The 21,088-nt window shown below is 72.1% G+C and carries 10 protein-coding genes and 3 pseudogenes (1 of these 13 running past the window's edge); 6 read left to right on the top strand and 7 right to left on the bottom strand.

Features of this window, described 5'->3' with window-relative positions:
• Window positions 1-135: 135 nt before the first annotated feature.
• Entirely contained in the window at window positions 136-987 is an 852-nt protein-coding gene (trmB, locus tag AB5J55_RS19945; protein ID WP_369271996.1) for a tRNA (guanosine(46)-N7)-methyltransferase TrmB, read from the bottom strand.
• Window positions 988-1,139: 152 nt separating this feature from the next.
• Window positions 1,140-2,366 carry an L-2-hydroxyglutarate oxidase gene (gene lhgO / locus AB5J55_RS19940; protein WP_369271995.1) on the bottom strand — a complete coding sequence of 409 codons (1,227 nt, stop codon included), beginning with the start codon at window positions 2,364-2,366 and terminating at the stop codon, window positions 1,140-1,142.
• A gap of 266 nt (window positions 2,367-2,632) precedes the next feature.
• On the opposite strand from lhgO, the gene AB5J55_RS19935 reads away from it, so the two are divergent.
• The gene (locus AB5J55_RS19935) at window positions 2,633-3,991 is read left to right on the top strand and encodes a histidine-type phosphatase (RefSeq protein WP_369271994.1); all 1,359 of its coding nucleotides are present in this window, start codon (window positions 2,633-2,635) and stop codon (window positions 3,989-3,991) included.
• 90 nt (window positions 3,992-4,081) lie between these two features.
• Here the strand turns inward: AB5J55_RS19935 and AB5J55_RS19930 are convergent, their stop codons facing one another.
• Complete coding sequence (locus AB5J55_RS19930) at window positions 4,082-5,506, bottom strand: MFS transporter (protein ID WP_369271993.1); 1,425 nt, start codon at window positions 5,504-5,506, stop codon at window positions 4,082-4,084.
• A 746-nt stretch (window positions 5,507-6,252) separates the two neighbouring features.
• Between AB5J55_RS19930 and AB5J55_RS19925 the strand changes: the two are divergent.
• Window positions 6,253-8,334 (top strand): annotated as a pseudogene (locus AB5J55_RS19925) (asparagine synthase-related protein); the annotation flags it as partial.
• A 316-nt stretch (window positions 8,335-8,650) separates the two neighbouring features.
• Here the strand turns inward: AB5J55_RS19925 and AB5J55_RS19920 are convergent.
• Window positions 8,651-8,841, bottom strand: a pseudogene (locus AB5J55_RS19920) (hypothetical protein); the annotation flags it as partial.
• Window positions 8,842-8,919: 78 nt separating this feature from the next.
• On the opposite strand from AB5J55_RS19920, the pseudogene AB5J55_RS19915 reads away from it, so the two are divergent.
• Window positions 8,920-12,367: pseudogene (locus tag AB5J55_RS19915) on the top strand (BTAD domain-containing putative transcriptional regulator).
• Window positions 12,368-12,390: 23 nt separating this feature from the next.
• On the opposite strand, the gene AB5J55_RS19910 reads toward AB5J55_RS19915, so the two are convergent.
• Both AB5J55_RS19910 and AB5J55_RS19905 read right to left on the bottom strand, forming a co-directional pair.
• Complete coding sequence (locus AB5J55_RS19910) at window positions 12,391-14,352, bottom strand: sigma-70 family RNA polymerase sigma factor (protein WP_369271992.1); 1,962 nt, start codon at window positions 14,350-14,352, stop codon at window positions 12,391-12,393.
• A 352-nt stretch (window positions 14,353-14,704) separates the two neighbouring features.
• A complete protein-coding gene (locus AB5J55_RS19905) occupies window positions 14,705-15,484 on the bottom strand; it encodes a TetR/AcrR family transcriptional regulator (protein WP_369271991.1) in 780 nt (259 codons plus the stop codon).
• A gap of 383 nt (window positions 15,485-15,867) precedes the next feature.
• Here AB5J55_RS19905 and AB5J55_RS19900 point away from each other — a divergent pair, with 383 nt between their 5' ends.
• On the top strand, window positions 15,868-17,247 hold the full coding sequence (locus AB5J55_RS19900) for an NAD(P)/FAD-dependent oxidoreductase (RefSeq protein WP_369271990.1): 1,380 nt from the start codon (window positions 15,868-15,870) through the stop codon (window positions 17,245-17,247).
• Window positions 17,248-17,441: 194 nt separating this feature from the next.
• Window positions 17,442-19,094, top strand: a complete 1,653-nt coding sequence (locus AB5J55_RS19895) for a SpoIIE family protein phosphatase (RefSeq protein ID WP_369271989.1) — start codon at window positions 17,442-17,444, stop codon at window positions 19,092-19,094.
• Between the two features lie 125 nt (window positions 19,095-19,219).
• On the opposite strand, the gene AB5J55_RS19890 is transcribed toward AB5J55_RS19895, so the two are convergent.
• Window positions 19,220-20,488, bottom strand: coding sequence for an MFS transporter (locus AB5J55_RS19890; RefSeq protein WP_369276238.1), 1,269 nt, complete (start codon window positions 20,486-20,488; stop codon window positions 19,220-19,222).
• Window positions 20,489-20,630: 142 nt separating this feature from the next.
• Here AB5J55_RS19890 and AB5J55_RS19885 point away from each other — a divergent pair, with 142 nt between their 5' ends.
• On the top strand, window positions 20,631-21,088 hold the 5' portion of the coding sequence (locus tag AB5J55_RS19885; protein ID WP_369271988.1) for a MarR family winged helix-turn-helix transcriptional regulator. Its footprint extends 91 nt past the window's final position; the window shows 458 of its 549 coding nt (coding positions 1-458); it begins with the start codon at window positions 20,631-20,633; its stop codon lies beyond the right edge, outside the window.

The raw sequence follows: 21,088 nt of genomic DNA, 5'->3' as shown, positions 1-21,088 counted from the left end.
GCATTGACCCTAACGAGGCAGTGGCGCCGCCCGCAGCAGCGCGAGGGGGGCTCGGGCGCCGGTGGGGTTTGCTGTCGATGGTCTGGTCGGTGCTGAGTGTCGGTGTGGGTGTCGGTGCTGTGGTTCCCGCTGCTCCTACCGCTGTACGCGGCGGAAGAGCAGGTCGTTCACCACATGACCCTTGTCCAGTCCCTGGCCCTCGAAACGGGTCAGCGGCCGGAACTCCGGACGGGGCGAGAAACCGCCGTCCGCCTGTGTGTTCTCGAAGTCGGGGTGCGCGGTCAGCACTTCGAGCATCTGTTCGGCGTACGGCTCCCAGTCGGTGGCGCAGTGCACCAGCGCGCCGGGCTTCAGCCGGGTCGCGGCGAGGCTGAGGAACTCGGGCTGGATGAGCCGCCGCTTGTGATGCCGCTTCTTGGGCCAGGGGTCGGGGAAGTAGACGCGCAGCCCGTCGAGCGAGTCGGGGGCGAGCATCTCGCGGAGCAGGATGATGGCGTCGCCGTTGCCGACGCGGACGTTGTTCAGCCCGTTGTGGTCGGCGAGGTTGAGGAGGTTGCCCTGCCCCGGGGTGTGGACGTCGACGGCGAGGATGTTGGTGCCGGGGTCGGCACCGGCCATCTGCCCGGTCGCCTCCCCCATCCCGAAGCCGATCTCCAGCACGACGGGGTTGTCGTTCCCGAACAGCTCGGCGAGGTCGACGACGCACTGCCCGTCGATGTCGAGACCCCACTTCGGCCACAGCCGCTGCAACGCGTCCGCCTGCCCCGCGGTCACCCTGCTCCGCCGCGGCTGGAAACTCCGGATCCGCCGCTCGAAGTGCGACCCGGCCGGATCGGCCTTCGGCCCGTCCGGGAACCGGGGCTCCCCCTTGGCCCGGGTGTGCCGAACGGAGACACCGGGATGATGACCGACGTGCTCGCCGGGGGCCTCGGACTGATGCGGGGTGCCGGGCTGGGGGGCTTCGGGGGCGTTGAGGGAGTCAGACACAGTGGAACCGATTTTACGGGCAGCCCGAGACGTTCCAGCCCGTCCGGCGTTTGGGCACGAGGCCCGTCCAGGGCCGAAGCGGTGGGCTGGGGGCGGCAGCCCAGGGGACGGGAGGAGTAGGGGCGGGAGGGGGAGGAGCAGCTGGGGCGAAATCACCCCGCCCCAGCCCCAGCGGAGCGCCCCAGCACGTCCAACGCCCGCCGAGCCACCTCCCGCCCGATCGGCAGCGAAGCAGTCGCCGCAGGACTCGGCGCATTCAGCACATGCACGGCCCGATCCCCCTCCCGGATCAGGAAGTCGTCCACCAGCGACCCGTCCCGCAACACCGCCTGCGCCCGCACCCCCGCCGCAGCCGGCACCAGATCATCCGCATTCACCGCGGGCAACAACCTCCGCACCGCCTCCGTGAACGCCCCCCGCGACACGGACCGCCGCAGCTCCCCGGCCCCGTACCGCCAGTGCCGCCGCGCCATCCGCCACACCCCGGGCCACGCCACCGTCGCCCCGACCTCCCGCGGCCGGACGACCCCCCATCCGTACCCCTCCCGGGCCAGCGCCGGCACCGCGTTGGGCCCGATGTGCACATCCCCGTCGATCCCGCGCGTGAGGTGCACCCCGAGGAACGGAAACGCCGGATCCGGCACCGGATACACCAGCCCCCGCACCAGCTCGGGCCGCGCCAGCGAGTAGTACTCCCCCCGGAACGGCACGATCCGCACCCCCGGCTCGTCCCCCGTCATCCGGGCCACCTCGTCGCAGTACAGCCCGGCGCAGTTCACCAGCACCCGCCCCCGCACGACGTCCCCGCGCGTGGTGCGCACGGCGACCCCGAGGTCCGCCCGCCGGTCGACGCGCTCGACCTCCGCGCCGTACCGGATCTCCGCCCCGGACGCCTCGGCCAGCTGCCGCGCGACCCCGACGAAGTCGCAGACGCCCGTCGTCCCGACGTGTATGGCCGCGAGCCCCCGCACCTCCGGCTCGTACTCCGCGATCTGGGCGACGCCCAGCTCCCGTACCGGAATGCCGTTCTCCCGCCCGCGCTGCACCAGCGCGTGCAGGCGTGGCAGCTCGGCCCGCTCCGTCGCGACGATCAGCTTGCCGGTGACGGCGTGCGCGACGCCGTACTCCGCGCAGAACTTGACCATCTCGGCGGCGCCCCGCACCGCGTACCGCGCCTTCAGCGACCCCGGCCGGTAGTAGATCCCGCTGTGGATGACCCCGCTGTTGCGCCCCGTCTGATGCCGGGCCGGACCCGGCTCCTTCTCCAGCACGGTCACCCGCGTCCCCGGCGCGGCACGCGTGATCGCGAACGCCGTGGCCAGCCCGACGATCCCACCGCCGACCACGAGCACGTCACAGTCGTAAGCGATCGCCCGCACCTGCTCCACCTCCCGGTTTCGATAATGCACTGCGCCACTGACAACGCACTCAAACCCGGGGGACCGGCGCGGCCCGACCCGGGTGCGGGGCTCGCGCACCTCGGCGTGGCGATTCCGAGGGGGAACCTTGGGCAGGGGCGGGAAATCCGGCCACCGAACCGCCGTGATCCAGCCACAGGAAGTTCATGCGCCGCTTCGACGATGCGGCAGTCATCCGGTCTGCCGCCTCGGTGCGACGCAGCGGCACTGAACGAAACGGCACAGCCATGAGACGCCTCCCCCCGGCCCTGGCCCTCGGCCTGGCCGTCCTTCTGGTAGCCACCCCGGCCGCCGCAGGCACGGACGCCGCCAAGAACACCGGCACGCGCAACAGCTACGGCACCAAGGCGACGTACGTCCCCGGCCAGAACCCCCGCACCTACCAGCGACCCCCCGCCGGCTTCACGCCCGTCTTCACCGAGAACGTCTCCCGGCACGGCTCCCGTTCCGCGACCGACGGCGAGGACGCCGACCTGGTCCTCGCGCTGTGGCAGAAGGCCGAGGCCGCGGGCGCGCTCACCGCGCAGGGCAGGCAGTTCGGGCCCAAGGTGCAGGCGCTGCAGGAGGCCATGAGCACCGTGGGCTACGGCGACCTCAGCGGGCGCGGCAAGCGGGAGATCCAGGACACGGCGGTACGGATGGAGCAGCGGTTGCCGGGTCTGTTCGAGCAGATCGCCGGCGCCGAGGAGAAGATCGACGTCGTCAGCTCGGGGCAGGGACGCGCCGTCGACAGCGCGAACCTGTACGCCGCCGCGCTCGCGGGCACCGACTCCGCCCTGAAGCCGCTGATCGGCCCGACCCGCACGGACGTCGACCTCCTGTACTTCCACAAGGCAGTCGGCGGCGCGGCCTACCGGGACTACATCGCGAACGACCAGGGGCTCGCGAGCACGCTGAAGTCCCTCACGGACCAGCCCACCACCCACCGCGCCGCCCGGGACGTACTGAAGAGGCTCTTCAAGGGCGCCTTCGTCGACCAGCTCTCCGACGACGACCGCGTGGCCGCCGCCACGGCCGTCTACAACCTGTACGCCATCGCGCCCGCCATGAGCGACGAGAGCCCCGGCGGCAAGGGCTGGGACATGGAGCGGTTCATCAGCAAGCGGGACGCGGCCTGGTTCGGGTACCTGAGCGACGTCGAGGACTTCTACGAGAAGGGCCCCGGCTTCACCGGCAGCGACATCACGTACAAGATGGCGGACGTCCTGCTCGACGACTTCTTCAAGCAGGTCGAGGCCAAGCGCGCCGGCACCGGTGACCTGGGTGCCGAGCTGCGCTTCACCCACGCCGAGGAGATCATCCCGCTGGCCGCGCTGATGGGCCTGCCCGGCAGTACCAAGGGCGCGACCGCCGAGCGGCCGTACACCTACGCCGACAACGCCTGGCGGGGCGCGTCCGTGGCGCCGCTCGGTTCGAACGTCCAGTGGGACGTCTTCCGCAAGGGCGGCACTTACCTGGTGCGGATGCTCTACAACGAGAAGGAGACCGCCTTCAAGGCCGGCTGCCACCCGATCGCCAAGGGCAGCACCTTCTACAAGCTCGACGAACTGGAGCGCTGCTTCGGGCGCACGAACGGCGCGTCCTGACGACCCGGCTCGGGCGGGACGCAGGCGACGGCGGCTCGGTCCTTCCGAGCCGCCGTACGCTCCGCACGCGCGCGTGCCGGGGATCTCCGTCTAGGCCGGCGTCATGAGCAACGGCCGCGCCCGTTCCCGCAGCTCGACCACCCGCGGCTCGTCGCCGTACGGCTCCAGGCGGTGCAGCAGGTCCTTCACGTACTCGGTGGTGCGCGCGGACGATATCCGCCCCGCGACCTCCACCGCCCGTACTCCCTGCTCGCACGCCGCGTCGAGATTGCCCGACTCCAGTTCGGCGACCGCCGAGACGACGAGCCGCAGTCCGTGCGAGCGCACGAACTCCTCCGTCGGCTTCGACAGCGCCTGTTCCGTGAACCGCCGCACCTGACGGGGTGCCTTCAGGTCCCGGTAGCACTCGGCCGCGTCCGCGGCGAACCGGTCGTAGGAGTAGAACCCGAGCCATGACGGGTCGTTGTCCCCCTCCCTGGACCGCTCCAGCCAGCCCTCCGACGCCTTCAGGGCCGCGCCGGCGGCCTGCGCGTCACTCGCGCGCGCGTGTGCGCGTGCCTCGACGAGGCGGAAGAAGCTCATGGTGCGGGCCGTGGCGAGGCCACGGTTGCGTTCCAGGGCGGCCTGGGCGAGGTCGACGCCCTCGTCGCCGAAGCCCCGGTAGGTCGCCTGGAGCGACATCGACGCCAGGACGTACCCGCCGAGAGGTACGTCGGCTGCCGCGCGGGCGAGCCGCAGGGCCTGGATGTAGTACCGCTGGGCGGCCTCCTGCTGCCCGGTGTCGAAGGCCATCCACCCGGCGAGGCGGGTGAGTTCGGCACTCGCCCCGAACAGCGCCCGGCCCACCTCGTCCGAGTACGAGCCGAGCAGCAGCGGCGCCGCCTCCACCCGTAAGCACTCGGGCACCATGGACGAACGCCAGTCGCCGCCTCCGTACTTGGAGTCCCAGCGCCTGGCGTCCTCGGCGGCCTCCCGCAGCTTCTGCACATCGCTGTGGCCGACTTTGAGCGGTGCGCCGGAGCTCTCGGACGGACTCACCTCACGCGCCACCGAAGTGTCGGCCGGGGTTATCAGCCAACGTGAGGCGGGCGTTGCGTACGCGCTTACTGCGAACGAACCGGCCAGCGACTGCCAGATGCCGCCGGCACCGGCACGGCGCCCGGCGAGATCGAGACGGTAGAGCTCCGTCGCCGACCTCACCGCCTGTCCGACGTCCCGGGGGAAGGCGAGGCCCACTTCGGGTGCGGGGTCCGCGTCCGCCAGGCCGATCTCGTGGAGCGGCACCGGGCGGCCCAGCTTCTGGCCGATGGCGGCGGCGATGAGGTGCGGCGCCGCACCCTGCGGCACCATGCCTTTCGACACCCAGCGCGCCACCGATGTCTTGTCGTAGCGAAGAGTCAGGCCCCGCTGAGCGCCAAGGTCGTTGACGCGTCGGGCGAGTCCTGCATTGCTGATTCCCGCGAGGGCGAGAACGGCGCCGAGTTTTTCGTTCGGCCCGCGTTGCTCCCTGGACATGCGCCACCCCTCGACACAGACGGCTGCCGCGCTGGCATAACCATGCGGCATTCGTAAACCCAGCGTAGTTCGCCGCATCCCAAGCGTTAAGGGGCATTCTTCCGGATGGCGGGATTGTGGTCCGTACTCAAGTGCGCACCCCCTACGCACAGTTGTGACGTGCTCCCACTGTGTGGCTGTGCGCCCGTCCGTGCGCTCTTCTCCAGCCATCGGGGGAGCGGTTCCATGGCTTCTGCGTGGGTCGGCCCGCTGTACTGGATCCAGTGGGCTGGGGGATTCCGCCGCCTCCATCCCCGCGGGCGGCGGAACGGTCCGGGGGGCGCACTCCGTTCCCCGGACTGCGCGCACGACGAGTACACCGAGTAGTGCGCAGGACTTGTACGGAGCGGGCGCGAGCCTGTCCTCACAACGCTGATTTGGCCGAAAAGCGACCCCGCCTCAAGCGGGTGATTACCGCTCCGACCATGGAAGTTGAGGGCGCGAAGGGCGTTTTCGGGGAGCGTATCGGGGGCGCATTCACGTCGCAGGAGTGGTCGCGGACATTCTGCCAAGTCGCCCGATCGCCTTGCTCCGCCCGGGCGTTCGGGCTGCGGACCGGCGCGTTCGTGTCGACGCGGGGGCGCCCCCGCGGGCGCAATTCCGGGATCTCGAGCGGCTCCGCCGCCGCTCCGGCACGCCTCCTTCATGGCAGCATGGTGAACCGGTTCGTACGGTGCACTGGTTGTCCACAGCCTGTGGAGGCGGCGATGCGGTGGTTGGTGGGATGGAGCAGCACCGCCGCGGTGGCCGCCGGCATCGGCTCCGCGGGGGCGACCGGAAGCGACGGCGAGACCGTGCACCCGGTCGGTTCCCAACTCCTGTGGGGCGACCCCGACCCACTGTGGGCGGTCGGCGACTGGCGCCCCGACGAGGTGCGCGTGGTGAAGGCCGACCCGCAGACCCGGATCGCGGTACTGGGCACCTGCGGGGCGAGTGACGAACAACTGCGCCTCGGCCTGTTCGCCGCGCGCGGAGGGGCACTTCGGCATCTGACGGCCTGGTCCGGCAGCTACACGGCCGTCGTCCAGGTCGGCCGCAGGGTCATGGTGTGCGGCGACCTGGCGGGCGCACGGCCCGTGTTCTACACCCCCTGGGCGAACGGCACGGCCTATGCGACCGCCGCGCTCCCCCTCGCCGACCTCATCGAGGCCAACCTGGACTTCGGGCACCTCGCCGCGCTGCTGGCCGCCCCCGACGTACCGGCGGCCCTGCACGACTCCACCCCGTACGACGGCGTGCGGCGCATTCCGCCGGGGCATGCGCTGATCCTGCGCACCGGGGCGCGCGAGATCGCCGGGTACGAGCAGGTCGCCTCGCTGGCGGTGGCGGCGCCGACGGCCGATCCCGACAGCGCGGTGGACGCCGTACGCGACGCCCTGGTGGAGGCGGTACGCGCGCGTCTGTCCGCGCCGCGCCATGTCCCCGGCGCCGACATAGACCCAGGGCCCGTACCCGGCATGGGCCCGGCCGAGCGGCGTGCCGCGCGCGGGATGCCGGTTCCGGGCATCGGGGCCGACCTGTCCGGCGGTCCCGCGTCGGGCACCCTGGCGCTGCTGGCCGCGGGCCTGCCCGGCATGCCGGGCACGGTCCTGGGACACGGCACGGGCGCGGGGGAACGCCTCCTGGCGGTCACCTTCAACGACCTCGCGGTCGGCGGCCGCGAGGCCGAGCTGGAACGAGCGGGGACGCTGGCGGCCAACCCGCGCCTGCACCACGTGGTGGTGGCCGGCGGCGAGGAGACACTGCCGTACGCCGACCTGGACGGCCCGCTGACGGACGAGCCCGGCCCGAGCCTGGTGACGGCCGCGAGGCACCGCGCGCGCCTGGCGTCCGGCAGCGCCGACCACTTCACCGGCTACGGCGCCCGCCAGGTCCTGGACGCCCACCCGGCCCGCCTCGCGGACCTCTTGATGGACCGCAAGCGGCGCCACCTGGTCCGCCCGGTCGCGGCCCTGGCCAAGGCGGACGGCTCGGTGCTGGTCCCCGCGCGCGTGTACGGCGCGGCGCGCAAGCTGGCCCGTACGCCGTACCGCACCGGCCTGGAATCCCTGGCCGACCGCCTCCTCCACCGCCGCTTCGACGAACCCGGAGGTGCAGTAGGGGCGTCGCTCTCCGCGCTCACCTGGGCCAGACCGGGCCCGGCGGCACGCTGGCTGACCGGAGAGGCGCTGGCTGAAGTATCGGTTCGCCTGCAAGCGGCGACGAACCGCAACGGCGTGGGCCCCGGCCAACGCCCCGGCGACTACCGCGCGCGTGCGGCCCTGGCCCGCCACTCGGCGGACCTGCGCGTCCTGGAGCAAGCTGCCGAGATCCGCTTCCAACGCCTGCACGCCCCGTTCCTCGACAACCAGGTCGTCCGCGCCTGCCGAGCCCTCCCGGAGGCCCTGCGCGTCCAGCCCGGCGCCCGCGCGGCGATCCTGCGCACGGTCCTGGAGGGCGCCGGAGTGGCCGACCTCCCACCCGGCTGGGGCGCCCCGTCCCACGCGTCGGCGGCCGTGGCCGCGAGGACGGGCCTGCGAGTGTCGGCCGACTCCCTGATGACCCTGTTCGGCACCCCCCTCCTGGCCCAGGCGGGCCTGGTCGAGGCCCGAGTGGTCCGCAAGGCCCTCCGCGCCGCCGCCGAGGGCGAGCCACTCCCCCTGGACGGCCTGGCGGACCTGGTCTCCCTGGAGCTCTGGCTACGCCGCCTGCTGGCCCGCCGAGGCACCTGCTGGACGGGAACACCGGCCCGGCAGCGAGCGGTACCGGCGGGGATCAAGCCGCAGCGGGGGGCGTTGGGGGCGGGGGCGGCGGTTCGGCCGGTTTTAGGGGGGGTGGGGGAGGCTGAGCGACTCCTGCAGCGAGAGGCCTTCGCCTCTCGGCGCCGGTCCGGGCATTTTGCTAAGGGTGGTGCCGGTGCCTGGTTGGTGCGTTCGAGGGCGAGGCTGTGCCATCCCCAGTCCCACCCACCCGACGGCGGGCGTTGCTCTGGGTGGTGCCGGTGCCTTGTCGGTGCCGGACCAGGTGATTCAGCCCGTCCGGCGCTCGAGGGCGAGGCTGTGCCGTCCCTAGCCCCCACCCACCCGCAGGTGGCTGCGCACGCGCGCCGAGGGTGCGGCCCTACTACGCACGCGCGGACGGCGCTTCTCGGCGCCGGTCCCGGTATTTCAGCCCGTCCGGCGTTCGAGGACGAGGCCGTTCAGGCCGAAGCGGGGGTCTGGGGGCGGCAGCCCCCGGGCGCCGGGGTCGAAGGGGCAGCGCCCCTTCAAGGACGGGACGGGTAGGGGCGGCGGGGGCGAGAACACTCCCGCGCACCCGAAGGACCACCGCAACCACGACAACACCCGCCACCAACAAACCCGCGCCCCCACCCCCACCCCGGGGACAATGACCCGGTGCGGTACAGAATCCTGGGCGTCACCCAGGCGGAAGACGACCAGGGCACAGCCATACCCATGGGCGGCCGCCGCCTCCGCGCACTGCTCACGGCTCTCGCAATGCGCCCCGGCCACATCACCACCCCCGACACCCTGATCGACGAGGTCTGGCCCGACACCCCGCCCCAGGACGCCCCCGCCGCCCTCCAGGCCCTGATCGCCCGCCTGCGCCGCACTCTCGGCAAGGACGCCATCACCTCCGCGCCCGGCGGCTACCGGCTCACGGCGACGCAGGACGACGTGGACCTCTTCGTATTCGAACGCCTCGTTCACCAGGGCACCTCCGCCCTGACCGAAGGCGACCCGTCCACCGCCGCGGAGACTCTCGGCACCGCCCTCACCCTGTGGCGCGGCCCGGCCCTCGCCGACCTCCCGGACCCGCGGCACCGCCGCCACCCGCCCGGAGGCCCTGCGCCTGGAGGCGACCCGCGCGCGCATCGAGGCGGACCTGCGACTGGGCCGTGGCCGGCAAGCCATACCCGACCTGAAAGAACTGACCGCGGCGCACCCGTACGACGAACCGCTGCACGCCCTCCTCATCCGCGCCCTGCGCGACACGGACCGCCCGGCCGACGCCCTCGGCGCCTACGAAACCGCCCGCCGCCGCTCCCTGGCCGACGGCCTGGGCACCGACCCCGGCCCGGAACTCCGGGCCCTGCACACAGAGCTGCTGACGCAGGGGATTCCTGACCCGGGGGCGGGAGCTCAGCGGGACTTCGGGGCAGGACCCCAGCGGAACGTCGGGCCGAAGCCCCTGCCGGCCCCCGCGACAAAGCCCCAGCCGCAACCCACCCCCCACCTCGCCTCCCCACCACCCCCACTCCCACCTCACCCCCAGCCCCCCGAACGCACCGGCAACCTCCGCCCCCGCCTCACCTCTTTCGTGGGCAGGGAACTCGAACTCGACGCCATCCGTTCCGAATTGCACAGGGCACGACTGATCACGCTCACCGGACCGGGCGGCTCTGGAAAGACCCGCCTCGCCGAGGAAGCCGCCGCAGGCCTCCCCCAGGCATGGCTCGTCGAGCTCGCCCCGCTCGACCGGCCGGAGGCGGTGGCTGGCGCGGTGGTCAATGCGCTCGGTCTGCGCGAGACCGTGCTCATGACCAACGAGCTCACGGCCCAGCAGGACGACCCCGTCGCCCTGCTGATCGAGTTCTGCGCCCCGCGCAGCCATCTCCTGATCCTTGACAACTGCGAACATGTCATCGGCGAAGCCGCCACCCTCGCCGAAACCCTCCTCACCCGCTGCCCGGGCCTCACGATCCTCGCCACCAGCCGCGAACCCCTGGGCGTACCCGGCGAGTTGGTCCGCCCGGTCGAGCCCCTGCTCCCCGACCAGGCGCACCGCCTCTTCGCGGAGCGCGCCGCGGCCGTCCGCCCCGACGCCGAGACCGTGCTGCGCGGCGAGCGCGACCGGGACGCCGTCGCGGAGATCTGCCGCCGCCTCGACGGACTGCCACTCGCCATCGAGCTGGCGGCGGCCCGGCTACGGCTGCTCAGCCCTCGCCAGATCGCCGACCGCCTCGACGACCGCTTCCGCCTCCTCACCTCCGGAAGCCGTACGGTCCTGCCCCGGCAGCAGACCCTGCGTGCCGTCGTCGACTGGTCCTGGGAGCTGCTCGACGAGCGGGAGCGGACGGTGCTGCGCGAGGTGTCCGTCTTCGCGGGCGGCTGGGACCTCGAGGCGGCGGAGGCCGTGTGCACCGGTCCGGTCGCGGACCTCATCGGCGCACTGGTCGACAAGTCCCTGATCGTGGCCACCCCGTGCGAGCGGGACGGCTCCGGCGGCATGCGGTACCGCATGCTGGAGACCATCCACGAGTACGCCGTCGAGTGCGCCGCCGAACTCCCTGAGCGGCGCCTCGCGGCCGAGCACCGGCACCGCGCGTGGGTGCGCGCACTCGTGGAGGAAGCCGACCCGCTGCTGCGGTCCGCCGGTCAGCTCCCGTGGGTCTCCCGCCTGGAGACCGAACTCGACAACATCCGCGCGGCCCTCGACCACGCCCTCACGGCAGGCGACGAACCGGATGCCACGGCCATCGCCCTCGCCATGAGCTGGTTCTGGTGGCTGCGCAACTACCGCGTCGAGGGCGCGGCCTGGGTCGAACGGATTCTGCACCTGTGCGCCACCCTGGACGCCTCAGGCCCGGGCGCACCTCCGGCCGCCCCTCCCGTTCCCCCTCCCACCGCCGCCCCGCTGGACGCCCTCCTCGCAGCCCCGGCCGAACCGGCGAACCACCCGAGGCGCGTGCCACGGATGAGCCTGCGCATGCTGCATCTGTTCCTCGCCATCGAGTTCGAACCGGTGGAGTACTGGCAGGACGAGCGACGCAGGCGGTACGTCGAGCATGTGCGGGCCCACTTCGCGCGGGGCGGCCCGGAGGCGGCTCGCATCCCGGGCATGGTCTGGCCGTTGACCCACTACATCCTGGGCGAGACGACGAACACCCGCCCTGTCATGGATGCCGCGCTGGCCAACTGCCGTGCGTACGGCGGCGACTGGGAGGTCGGCTGCATCCTGATGTTCCGCACGCACATGCTCGTCGACTCACAGGGCGGCCTGGCCAACGTCGACGACGACCTCGCGGAGCTGCGGATCCTCAGCCGCCGGGCCGGTGACCGCTGGATGCGGGCCCAGGTGTGCAGCGCGGCCGGCGAGACGGCCACGGTGCGCGGTCGCTTCGAGGAGGCCAAGGGGCAGTACGAGGAGGCGCTGCGCCTCGCCCACGAGGTCGGCGCGTACACCGAGACCCCGTTCCTCATCGCCCGGCTGGCCGAGATCGCCTACCGCTCGGGCGACCGTACGGCCGCGTTGACGTTGCTGGACGAGGCGAGCGCAGTGGCCGACCGGTACGGAGTGGCGGACTCACGGGCGTTCGTGCTGCTGATGCGCGCCCAGATCGCGCTGGACGACCAGGACACCGCCCGTGCGCGCGAGCTGTGCGAGGCGGCACGTGTGGAGACCGAGAACGCCACGCCACCGCCCCAGTTCGTTGTGATGCTGAACGTGGCCGACGCCCTGACGGTGACCGCGGAGTCGGGCCCGGAGCACGGTCTGCCGCGGCTGGTCGACGCTCTGCGCCTGGCCGTGGAGAAGCGCTGTGCCGACGTGATCACGGCGACCCTCACGGACGCCGCGGCGGACCTGCTGACCCGCCTCGGCGACCATCCGCGCGCGGTACGTCTGCTCGCCGCCTCGGAGCACTGGCGCCGCGGCAATCCCCGCCTCCAGCCCGAGCGCGCGCACGCCGAGCGGGCCCAGACCTCCGCCCGCACCGCCCTGGGCGCCGAACGGTTCACCGCCGAGTACACCCGGGGCATCGCCCTCACCCACGACGACGTCCTGTACGACCTCGCCGAGGCCGTGCGCGGCCCCCAGCTCCCTGTCGAGCAGGTGCCGTAAGCCCGGCCCCCGGCTGAACGGCCCTACACGCAGCTGAACTTCGACTCCGCCCAGTCCGCCAACAGCAGGGTGTCGAAGGCGCTGTGCGGCTCGACCACCAGCCGGACGGTCTCCCGCCCGGTGAGGTTCACATGGACGGGCACGGCCGGGTCCCCGCCCTTGATGGCCGCGGACCGCCACAACCGGACACCGTCGGCGTACACCGAGAAGCTGAACTTGCCCAGCCCCAGCGTCGAGTCGTCGACGCCGGCCATCGCCGTGTAGGCGGAGCACTCCCGGTTGAGGTCGATGGTGACCGAGGACCGGCCGTGCACGGTGACGCCGTTCGCGTACCGCTCGTCGCCGATCGACACGCCGTACCGCTGCCACACCCAGCTGCTCTCACCGATTCGCATCTCGGGCTCGGAGCCGTCGCCGGTGATGTCGTACGACAGCTCGCTCCACCGGTAGTCGACCGGCGCGGGCGGAGGCGTCGGAGGCGGAGTGGGGGTGGGCGTCGGTGTGGGGGTCGGAGTCGGTGTCGGGGAGGGCGTGGGCGTCGGACTTGGCGTGCGGGTAGGTGGCGAGGCCGGTGTCGGGGTCGCCTCGGGATGGTCGGCCGGAACGATCGCCGGCGGTTGCGGGGCGGGCTCCTTCTCCGTCGGCTCCGTCGGCTCCGGCGGTTTGGGCGTGGGCGTCTCCTCGACGACGGGGGAGGGCACGGGGGGCTGCTTGGCGTCCTGCTTGTCGGCCGGCGTCTCGTTGCCGGCGAGCGCGAGCACGACCGCCGCCACCACTCCCACGGCGACCACACCGGCCGCGATCCCGGCCTTCAACGGCGCGCCCAGCCCCTCGGAGGCCGCCGCACCCCCTCCGGAGCTCGCCCCGCCGGACGAACCGCCGCCCGCCGCGGAGGCCGCGCCAACTGCGCCGGCCGCACCCGCCCCGGCGCCACCGGCGATGAGCCCGGCCGCCTTGGCGTACCCGGCGGCGCCGAACCAGCCGATGACCGCGACCGGCACGACGGCCGGGATACCACCGGCGACTTCCTTGATCTGGCCCGCGGCCAGGCGGCACTTTGCGCACTCGTCCAGGTGCTTGCGCATGCCCCGCTCGGCGCGGGTGCGCAGGCTGCCGCGGGCATAGGCGCCGAGCCGGTCGGCATGGCGGGCGCACTCCTCGTCGCTGGCGAGACTGGCGCTGACGTGAGCCTGGAGGTAGGCCTGCTTGAGTCCTTCGCGGGCGCGGCTGGCGAGCACGCGCGTGCCGTTGGCGTCGAGCCCGAACAGCGTGGCGACCTCGCTCGGCGACTCGTCCTCGACCTCGGTGTGCCACAGCACGGCCTGCCAGCGCTCCGGCAGCGACCGGAAGGCCTGCATGGCCATGGACTGCTCGGCCTCGTGCATCGCCCGCACGTCCGCGCCCAGGTCGAGCGTGTCGTCGTCGGACACCTCGGCGACCCGCGTGGACTGCGCGGCGAACACCGCGAAGTCGTCGACCAGTTGCTCCCGCCGCGCCGACTTCGTCCAGTCCGCCGCGGCACGCCTGATCGAGGTGAGCAGATAGGCGCGTACGGCCTGCTCGGGACCGGAACCGCGGCGTACGGCCTGGAGCATGCGGGCGAAGACCTCGGCGGTGAGGTCGTCCGCGGTGTGGGCGTCGCGACAGCAGGTGCGCGCGTACCGGCGCACCGCTCCCGCGTGGCGCCGGTACAACTCCTCGTAGGCGGTGTCGTCACCGGACCGCATCCGACCGATCAGGTCGGCGTCCGACGGCGGCAGTTCGCGCGTCGGCAGGTCGGGGGACGACAGCTCGCGGGGCGGAGGCAGCACGCTGTCCTCGCGTCGGTCGCGCTGGGCCGGGACGCTGCCCTCCGAGCGGCCCTGCGGGCGCCCCTCCACGGGGTCACCGCCCGTCGGGACGTCCGCCCGTCCGCCCTGACTCGGCACCTGAGGAGTCGCCGAGTCACCGTCACCGCGTGACTCGTCCCACCCGTCAACGCTCATCGCGGAAAGCCCCCGCCGCCAGCTCTACCAGTCCCGGACACCGGGTCAGGGTGCCATATTGGCTTTTGGTCAGGACCCACGTGTACGGACATCCACTCGTCCGTGGGGACTTCCCGCAACGCAGTACTGGCCCTCGCACCTGCGGGGAAGACTCAACCAGCGTTCACCGCAGTGGTGTTCGAGGCGGGGCTGTGCAGCACCCCGCCTCGCAGGCACCTTCTTCGAACGCTCACCCCTTCGAAGTACCTCTTTCGAGGTCACTCCTTCGCGGTCACGGTCACCGCCACAGCGTCACGGGTCACCGCGACGTCACAGGCCGAACAGCACCGTCATGGTCGCCGCATCGGCCGGCTCACGCCTGAGGCCGCGAGCGCAACCCCTCCAGCAGGATGTCCAGCAGCCGCGCCGAGGCCGCCGCCTGCTGTGCCGCATCCGGCAGCGAGGGTGCCGCCGTCGCGATCACCAGCAGGACGTCCGACACCGACACGTCGGCCCGCAGCTCGCCCGCCGCGCGCGCCCGCTCCACGAGCCGGCCCACTACGTCGAGCAGCGCAGCCGCCCCTGCGTCGTCCACCGGGTCGACCGGCGCCGCCGCAGGCTGGTCGGGCACCAGCCGCAGTTCCCCGACGCCCGGCTGCATCCGCTGCTGCGGCACCCGGGCGTCGTCGAGCGCGGCACCGTCCTCGGCGACGCCGACCCGCAGCACTTGCGGAGGCAGCAGCCGGCCCGCGCCGGAGGCCACCGAGGTGCGCAGGAAGCGCGAGAGTGCCGACCACGGCTCGTCCTCCTGACCGAGCGCCGCACGTGCCTGGTCCGTCAGCCGGGAGGTCTCCTCCTCGGCTATCCGCCGCACCAGGACGTCCTTGCTCGGGAAGCGCCGGTACACCGTCCCGACGCCGACCCGCGCGCGCCGCGCCACGTCCTCCATCGGCGCGCCGTACCCCAGCTCGCCGAAGACCTCGCGCGCCGCACGCAGCACGTGCTCCAGATTGCGCTGTGCGTCCACGCGCAGCGGCGTCGTACGCGACGCGTCCCCGCGTCCGTTGCCCGCAGCCGCGCTCATCGTGCCGCCCACCCCGCCACCCGGTGTGATGGTGGATGCGGAAGACCATCGAGAATCCTGAACATGCATAAGCGATCCCCCGGTAATGACGTCTCCCCCCGGAGACTCCCCGTCATTGCAAAGCCGGAGCGTCGCGGAACAAGCCCGGACAACGAGTCCGTTTTGTGTGAGTCACGGACCCGATGAGCGCATCCCCCTACACCCCGTCGACACACGAACATAGTTGAGAGGGAGTCAATTCAGAAGGGGCAGGTTCCGCACGGAGCGCCCCTCGATCGGAGTACGAGTCGTTTACGTCCGGATTGCGCCACCTGTGATCCCTCGCCGCACACCCGCTGACCTGCGGACCTTCCCCGCACTCCGGCAATTCGGCCAAATCGCGGCGCCGACGATCTCCGGTCACACAAATGGTCGAGCCTGTGGACAAACGCAAGCGTCGGGTGCGTCATGGGATGGTGAAGGAACGTGCGCGCATTCTCGTTGTCGGCGGCGGCTACGTCGGGATGTACACGGCCCTGCGTCTCCAGCGGAGACTGCAACCGGAACTCGGCCGGGGCGAAGCCGAGATCACGGTCGTCACTCCCGACCCGTACATGACGTATCAGCCATTCCTCCCCGAAGCGGCCGCCGGGTCGATCTCCCCGCGCCATGTGGTCGTACCGCTGCGCCGCGTCCTGCCCCGCTGCCGGGTCATCATCGGCGAGGCCACCGCCATCGACCACGCCAAGCGCACCGCGACCCTCACCACCCTCGCCTCCGAGGAGGAGGGCACGGGCACCGAACAGCTCTCCTACGACGAACTCGTCCTCGCCCCCGGCTCCATCGCGCGCACCCTCCCCATCCCCGGTCTCGCCGACCACGGCATCGGCTTCAAGACCGTCGAAGAGGCCATCGGCCTGCGCAACCACGTCATCGAGCAGATGGACATCGCCTCCTCCACCCGCGACCCCGCGATCCGCGACGCGGCCCTCACCTTCGTCTTCGTCGGGGGCGGATACGCCGGCGTCGAGGCGCTCGGCGAACTCGAGGACATGGCCCGCTACGCCACGCGCTACTACCACAACGTCAGCCCCGAGGACATGAAGTGGATCCTCGTCGAGGCCTCGGACCGCATCCTGCCCGAGGTCGGCGAGGACATGGGCCGCTACACCGTCACCGAACTGCGCCGCCGCAACATCGACGTCCGCCTGCACACCCGCCTGGAGTCCTGCGCGGACCGCGTCGCCGTCCTCAGCGACGGCGCCCGCTTCCCGACCCGTACGGTCGTCTGGACGGCCGGCGTCAAGCCCCACCCGATCCTCGCCGCGACCGACCTGCCACTTAATGAGCGCGGCAGGCTGAAGGGCACGCCCGAGCTGACGATCGAGGGCACCACACACGCGTGGGCCGCAGGAGACGCCGCCGCGGTCCCCGACGTCACCGCAGCCGAACCCGGCACGGAGTGCGCCCCCAACGCGCAGCACGCGCTGCGCCAGGCCAAGGTGCTGGGCGACAACATCGCGCACACCCTGCGCGGTGAACCGCTGGAGACCTACGCCCACAAATACGCCGGTTCGGTCGCTTCCCTCGGTTTCCACAAGGGTGTCGCACAGGTCTACGGGCGCAAGCTCAAGGGCTACCCTGCCTGGTTCATGCACCGCGTCTACCACCTCAGCAGGGTGCCGACCTTCAACCGCAAGGCCCGCGTCCTGGCCGAATGGACCCTCTCGGGGCTCTTCAAGCGGGAGGTCGTCTCCCTGGGTTCACTCGAACATCCCCGTGCGGAGTTCGAACTCGCGGCCGGTGGAAAGCATCCCCTCAACCCGGAAGACGACCCGAAGGGGTCGTCCTGACCGGACCCAGGAACTCCACCGACCGGGCAGGCGTCAGACGGGTGTCGGCCAGGTCGGCCGCACTGCCAGACTGATCCCCGAACCGATCCCGACCACAAGGCTCTCCCCACAGTGCCGCAACCCCGGGGCGTCACCCCACAGACCCCCGGCCGGGTCCGGAGCTGGCCGAAGACGACGACACGAGGCAAGGATTCGTGAACTTCACGCGCTGGAGCGCCCGGCTCCCCGGAACGCAGCGCCGCGCCGCAGCGCGGACCGAACCCGCGGCAGCGGTCGCCCAGGACCGCCGAGGAGAGGGCCCGGGCGCCGTCCCCGCGGCCCGCGCCGAACACCTCACCGACGAGGCCAAGCCGATCCCCGCCGTGGACGAGCTGCCGGTCCGCGAGGTCCTGGACCGCGTCCCGGCCCTGGTCGCCCTCGTCCACGGCCCTGACCACCGCCTCGCGTACGTCAACGACACCTATGTCACGTCCTTCGGCGTCCGCCCTCCGGGCGAACCGGCCCGCGAGGCCCTCCCCGAGCTCGCCGAACTGGGCCTGCTCCCGCTCCTCGACCAGGTCCTGCGCAGCGGCAAGCCGCGCACCCTCAAGTCCCGCAAGGCCCCCGACGGCCGCTCCTACACCTTCACCTGCACGCCCGTGACCGAGGGCGACGGCGGAGTCCTCATCTTCGCCACCGACGTCACCGGCCACGCGGAAGCCGCCGAACGCCTCCGCGCCAGCGAACGCCGCCAACGCGAAACGGCCGTCACCCTCCAGCGCTCCCTACTCCCGCAGGAGCTGGAGGAACCGGACGATCTGCGCATCGCCGCCACCTACCACCCGGGCGGCACGGAGGCCGCGGTCGGCGGGGACTGGTACGACGTGATCACCCTCGGCGGCGGCCGCACGGCCCTGGTCATCGGCGACGTGATGGGCAGAGGAGTACGAGCGGCGGCAGTCATGGGCCAACTCCGTACGGCTGTGAGGGCCTACGCCCGCCTGGACCTCCCCCCGCACGAGGTGCTCCAGCTCCTCGACGGCCTGGCAACGGAAATCGACGCCAACCAGATCGCCACCTGCGTCTACGCCATCCATGACCCGAACGAGGGCCGCCTGATCTACGCGTCGGCCGGCCACCTCCCCATCCTGGTCCGGGATGAGAACGGCGCAGTCCAACGCGCCGACGAACCCACCGGCCCGCCCCTCGGCACCGGCGGCTGGATGCACGCGTCCGGCTCGATCCCCCTGAGCCCGGGCTCCACGGCGGTCCTCTACACCGACGGCCTGGTGGAACGCCGGGACGAGGACCTGGACGAGGGAATCGCCTCCCTGGAACGCGCCCTGGCCGGCGCGACGGGCACCCCCCAGGTCATCTGCGACCGCCTCGTCCGCAGCGCAGGCGTCACAGCAGACCACGATGACGACGTGGCGGTCCTGGTCCTTCAGCACCCGGCCCGCACGGGTCCCGACGGCGACCTCTTCCGCAACGCCGCCCTGGAACTCCTCGGCGGCATCGAAGCGGCCCCCCGCGCGCGTGCCTTCGCCTCCGGCGTCCTGACCAGCTGGCGCTTCCCGCCCGAGCTCCACGACCTGGGCGTCCTGGCGGCCAGCGAACTGGTCGCCAACTCCCTCCAACACGGCACCCCGCCCATGCGCCTGCGCCTGCGCCGCACCGACCGCCGCCTGATCATCGAGGTGACGGACGGCGACGACCATCTCCCCAGACGCCGCCGAGCAGAACCGGCCGACGAATCCGGCCGAGGCATCGCCATCGTCGCGACAATCGCCTCGGCCTGGGGCTCACGCCGAACACCGGGAGGCGGCAAGGCGGTGTGGTGCGAGTTCGTACTGCCGAAGACGGCCTGAACCGCCGGTGCGGGTAATCCAGCCCGGCCGGCGTTTGAGGACGAGGCCCGTTCGGGGCCGAAGCGGGGGTCTGGGGGCGGCAGCCCCCAGGATCGGGACGGGCAGGGGCGGCGGGGGCGAAAACCTCAGGCGCGCGCCCGAGCCTGCCCCGCAGCCGACGCAGCCCCCTGCGCCACCACCCGACTCTTCCCCACCCACGGCCGATCCTGCACCGCACTCAGCTCCCGCCCCAACCGCAGAGCGAGATACGTGATCCCCAACGAGAACAACAGAAACGTCACCACGTACGGCCCATGCAGCGAAGCGCCCATCGGCCCACCCACAGCCGGCCCCACGGCCAACGCAAGCTGCTTGACCAGCGCAAACGCCGAGTTGTACTGCCCAGCCATCCCCTCCGGCGCCAGATCAGCCACCAACGGGGCAACAGTCGGCGACAACATCGCCTCACCCAGCCCGAACAACGCATACGTGGAGATGAAGGCGGCCGTAGCCATCTCCTGGCTACCGTGCCCCAGCCCGGCATACCCCGCCGCAACCCACGCCACGGCCCAGATGAGCCCGACAGCCGCGATCACCCGCGACCGCCTCCGCCGCTCGACGAACTTCAGCACGGCGAACTGAGCCACCACGATCATCGCGGTGTTGGCCGCAAGCGCGGTCCCGAGCGCCGACGTGGAAACCCCGGCCGCCTCGACCCCGTACGCACTGAGGCCCGACTCGAACTGCCCGTAGCAGGCGAAGAACAGCACGAAGCCCAGCACGGACAGTTGCACCATGGCCCGGTTCTGGAGCAGCTGCTTCCAGCTCCCCTTGGCGGACCCAGCCCCCGGCGCCCCCTCGATCCGCGGCGCCCGCGGCATCCGCACCGTCACCATCACCACGACGAGCAGCAGGAACATCGCCGCCTCGATCGAGAACAGCAGAGTGAAGGACGAGACGCTCGAAGCGTCGACCAGGTGACCACCGATGAGCCCGCCGACCCCCAGCCCCAGGTTCTGCAGGAAGAACTGCATCGCGAACGCCCGCGACCGAGTCTCCGCAGTGGAGCAGTCGACGATCATCGTCGCGAGCGCCGGCTGCATCACGGCCTGCCCCGCCCCGAGCGCGGCCGCCGACAGCAGTACGGATACGGCACTGCCCGCGAGCCCCAGGCTCAGGGCCCCGAGCGCAGCGGTGACCAGGGCGGCGACCAACACCGGCAGCGGGCCCCGCCGGACGATCGCCCGCCCGGCGAGCGGCAGCACGACCAGCGCGGCCACGGCGAAGACGGCGAGGACGAGCCCCGCCGTCATGGCACCCAGCCCCCGCACCTGCGCCACATAGACGTACAGGTAGGGGACGGTGAAACCGAGCCCGAACGCGCTGAGTGCGTTGCCCACGTGGATCCGGCGCATCGCTGCGCCCATCGCCCTGGTCACGTTCACCTCTCTCGTATCTCTCAGATGCAGATCTGAAGACTTCGAACCTAAACTTCGAAGCTAAACTCTACACATCGAAGGACTTCAACGCCAAGCGAGCCCATGCCATACTCGGCCCATGGGCGACACCCCGGGCATCAGCGAACCGACACTCGAAGAACAGATCGCCGCCTACCAGCGCGAGTTCCAGGACCTCGACCCCCAGGTCGAGAAGGTCGTCTCGGCGCTGTCCCGCCTGAACCGCCGCATGAACGTCGCCTACGGCCGCCAGACCGCCGCCCTCGGCATCAGCAACGCCGAGTGGGAGGTCCTCAAGGCTCTCGTCCTCTCCGGCGCCCCGTACTGCATGGGCCCCAGCGACCTCGCCAAGGGCCTCGGCCTCACCCCGGCCGCCATGACCCACCGCATCGATCGCATGGTCGCCGAGGGTCTGGTCACCCGGGAGCGGGACGAGTCCAACCGCGTACGCGTCATCGTCGAGCTGACCGCCGAGGGCAGGGAGAAGTGGCTGGAGGCGATGCGGCTCGCGTCCGTCTTCGAGGAGGACCTCCTCCAGGACCTCTCGGCGGAGGAGCG

The organism is Streptomyces sp. R11, from assembly GCF_041051905.1.
Taxonomy (GTDB): Bacteria; Actinomycetota; Actinomycetes; order Streptomycetales; family Streptomycetaceae; genus Streptomyces.
This window is presented reverse-complemented; position numbering and strand designations above follow the sequence as displayed.

Excerpts from the sequence above, each read along its gene's own strand:
- AB5J55_RS19935 (WP_369271994.1), top strand. The coding sequence starts at position 2,633 with ATGAGACGCCTCCCCCCGGCCCTGGCCCTCGGCCTGGCCGTCCTTCTG.
- AB5J55_RS19930 (WP_369271993.1), bottom strand. The coding sequence starts at position 5,506 with ATGTCCAGGGAGCAACGCGGGCCGAACGAAAAACTCGGCGCCGTTCTC.
- AB5J55_RS19905 (WP_369271991.1), bottom strand. The coding sequence starts at position 15,484 with ATGCATGTTCAGGATTCTCGATGGTCTTCCGCATCCACCATCACACCG.
- AB5J55_RS19890 (WP_369276238.1), bottom strand. The coding sequence starts at position 20,488 with ATGCGCCGGATCCACGTGGGCAACGCACTCAGCGCGTTCGGGCTCGGT.
- AB5J55_RS19910 (WP_369271992.1), bottom strand. The coding sequence starts at position 14,352 with ATGAGCGTTGACGGGTGGGACGAGTCACGCGGTGACGGTGACTCGGCG.
- AB5J55_RS19900 (WP_369271990.1), top strand. The coding sequence starts at position 15,868 with ATGGTGAAGGAACGTGCGCGCATTCTCGTTGTCGGCGGCGGCTACGTC.